1 protein-coding gene is annotated in these 3,197 nt (G+C 62.0%); it reads left to right on the forward strand.

What is annotated here, in order from left to right; translation table 11 throughout:
* Window positions 1–627 precede the first annotated feature (627 nt).
* Window positions 628–3,197: efflux RND transporter permease subunit (locus JOY90_RS14975; RefSeq protein ID WP_291691895.1), on the forward strand; the 2,570-nt coding region annotated here is incomplete at its 3' end.

Here is a 3,197-nt window from a genome sequence, read left to right on the forward strand (position 1 = left end):
GTCATGTCCTCAATCAGTCGCCGGCGTAACGGACTGATGGCCTTGTCGGTCATTGGGGGCTCCTGTCTTGGGTGCGGTCTTCAGCCCCTCAATCTCAAGACAGGACGCCTGCTTCTGCTACTCCCCGAGACCTTTCCCTTGCTACAAATTACCGCGGGAGCGGTTTAGTCCTTCGGGGAAATCGGATCGTACAGGCTGGTTTCGGCGAATGACGGAAATCGGCGCATCCTCCCCGTTCCCGCGCGTGCCCGAGAAAGGACGTCAGCGGGTCGGCGGTGCGGCGTTTCCGCCCAAACAACTTCTCCATTAAGCCCATCCTCCGGCCGAAAGTTAGCCTCGGCGCAATGTGTCGGCGGGCGAAATTCAGATGAAAATTTCTAAAGCATCGGCGACGAACTCTCGTTTGTCGTCTGGCTGCCAGTCACCAAATCTCGCGGGTCGATGAGGCTACAAAAAATGGCCGGGGTGCCATTGGGCGAGCCGTGAACCCTGACGCCAGCCCTACCGTCGCAACGTCGTGGTGACGCATCGACCGCCAGCGCCCTCATCCGGTCCCGCAGCGGATAACCGGAAAAGGCCGCGCGCGATAATCGGCAGGCAGCCGACCGCTAGGACAAGGATATCGCGATGGGCATCGTCCGCTTCGCCTTGAAGTTCCCCTACACCTTTTACGTGCTCGCCGCCCTCATTCTGTTTCTTGGCGTGTCGGCGATCACCGTGATGCCGGAGGACATTTTTCCGGAGATCGACATTCCGGTGGTGTCGGTGATCTGGCAGTACACCGGCCTCAGCACGCCGGAGACCGAGCAGCGGATCAGCACCTACAGCCAGTACGCGATCAGCACCAGCGTGACCGGCATCAAGAACATGGAGGCGCAGACCCTGAACGGCATCTCGGTACAGAAGATCTATTTCCAGCCCGATGTCAGCATCGACCTCGCGATCTCGCAGATCGTCGCGGGGACCAATTACATCCGCCAGCTGATGCCGGTGGGCGTCCAGCCGCCGATCATCGTACGCTACGATGCCTCGAGCGTCCCGGTATTGCAGCTCAGCCTCAAATCCGACCGGCTCAACGAGCAGCAATTGTACGACTATGGATATTACAATCTGCGCCAGCAGCTTGCCCCGGTCCCGGGCGTCACCTTCCCGACCCCGGACGGCGGCAAGTACCGGCAGATCATGGTCGATATCGATCCGCTGAAACTGCAGGCGAGAGGCCTGACCCCGGCGGACGTGGTCAATGCCGTCAATGCGCAGAGCCTGACCTTGCCGTCGGGTCTCGCCAAGATCGGTGACAAGCAATACACCGTGCGCACCAATGCGATGCCGCTCAGCATCGCCGACCTCAACGACATCCCGGTCAAATACGTCAACGGTCAGACGGTGTTCCTGCAGGATGTCGGCCAGGTGCATGACGGCTGGGCGGTGCAGCAGAACATCGTGCGTACCGACGGGCGGCGCTCGGTATTGCTGAGCGTCCTCAAGAACGGCAATGCCTCGACAGTCGCGGTCGTCGACGGCGTGCGCAAGGTGCTCAGGATCGCCCGCAAGGCGGCACCGCCGGGCCTTGGCATCCACGAGCTCTTCGATCAGTCGAAACTGGTCACCGCATCGATCGACGGGGTATTGCGCGAAGGCGCGATTGCGGCGGGGCTGACCGGGCTGATGATCCTATTGTTTCTCGGCTCGTGGCGGTCGACCCTGATCGTCCTGGTGTCGATCCCGCTGTCGATCCTGACCTCGATCGTGATCCTCCACTTTATGGGTCATACGCTCAACACGATGACCCTGGGCGGCATGGCGCTCGCGGTCGGCATCCTCGTTGACGATTCGACGGTGACCATCGAGAACACGCACCGGCTGCGCAGCATCGGCATGAGCCTTGCCGCGGCGACATTGCACGGCTCCGCCGGGATCGCGGTGCCGACGATGGTCTCGACGCTGGCGATCAGCTGCGTCTTCACCTCGGTCGTGTTTCTCGAAGGACCGGCCAAGTTCCTCTTCACGCCATTGGGGCTCGCGGTCGTGTTCGCGATGCTGGCGTCCTATGCGCTGTCGCGCACGCTGACGCCGATCATCATCGGCCTGTTGTTGAAGGGCGAGCAGCACGGCGGGACGGAAGCCGGGGGTGGCCGGTTCGCGCGATTTCACCGGAGGTGGGAGCGCGGTTTCGATCGGTTTCGGCGTGCCTATGTGCGCGTACTGGCGTTGCTGCTGAAACGGCGATGGATTGTCCCGGTAATTGCGGTGCTGGTGCTTGCGCTGGGCGGCGTCATGTTTGTCGAGGTCGGCCGCGACTTCTTCCCCGGCATCGACGGCGGACAGATCAAATTGCATGTCCGCGCGCCGGCAGGTACCCGCATCGAGGCGACCGAGCGCGTCTTCGAGCAGATCGAGGACAAGATCCGCGAGGTCATCCCGGAAGAAGAGCGCGACCTGATCGTCGACGACATCGGGGTGCCGCAGCGCGTCTACAACCTTGCCTTCACCGACGGCTCGACGATCGGCGTCAACGACGGCGTCATCCTGATCTCGCTCAAGGAAGGGCATGCGCCGACCGCCGACTATATGCGCCGGCTGCGCGAGGTTTTGCCGGCTGCCTTCCCGTCGGTCAGCTTCTATTTCCAGGCCGCCGACATGGTCACCCAGATCCTCAATTTCGGCCAGCCGGCGCAGATCGATCTGCGGGTCGTCGGGCGTGACCGCGCGAACAATTTGCACGTCGCGCACGAATTGCTGAGTCGCGTCGCCGAGATTCCCGGCATCGCCGACGCGCATCTGCAGCAGGAGCTCGATGGGCCGGCCTTTCTGGTCAACATCGATCGCTCGCGTGCCTTGCAATTGGGGCTCAATGCGCAAGCGGTCGCCAACGATCTCAATACCAGCCTTAGTTCCTCGGAACAGGTCACGCCCAATTTCTGGACCGATCCCAAGTCCGGGATTCCGTACTACATCGCGGTCCAGACGCCGCAGCAACTGGTCAGTTCATTGGGCGAACTCGGCAATACGCCGGTGTCGACCCAGCTCGCCGCCAATGGTCCGCCGATCCCCGGGCTGTTGAGTAATCTCGCAACGCTGCAACGCGACAGCGTGCCGACCAATCTAAACCAGACCAATATCCAGCCCGTCTTCGACATCTATGCCAGCGTGCAAGGTCGCGATCTCGGCAGCGTTGCAAGCGACATCGGCAGGAT

The sequence above is a fragment of the Bradyrhizobium sp. genome (genome assembly GCF_019242285.1).
Taxonomy (GTDB): Bacteria; Pseudomonadota; Alphaproteobacteria; order Rhizobiales; family Xanthobacteraceae; genus Bradyrhizobium.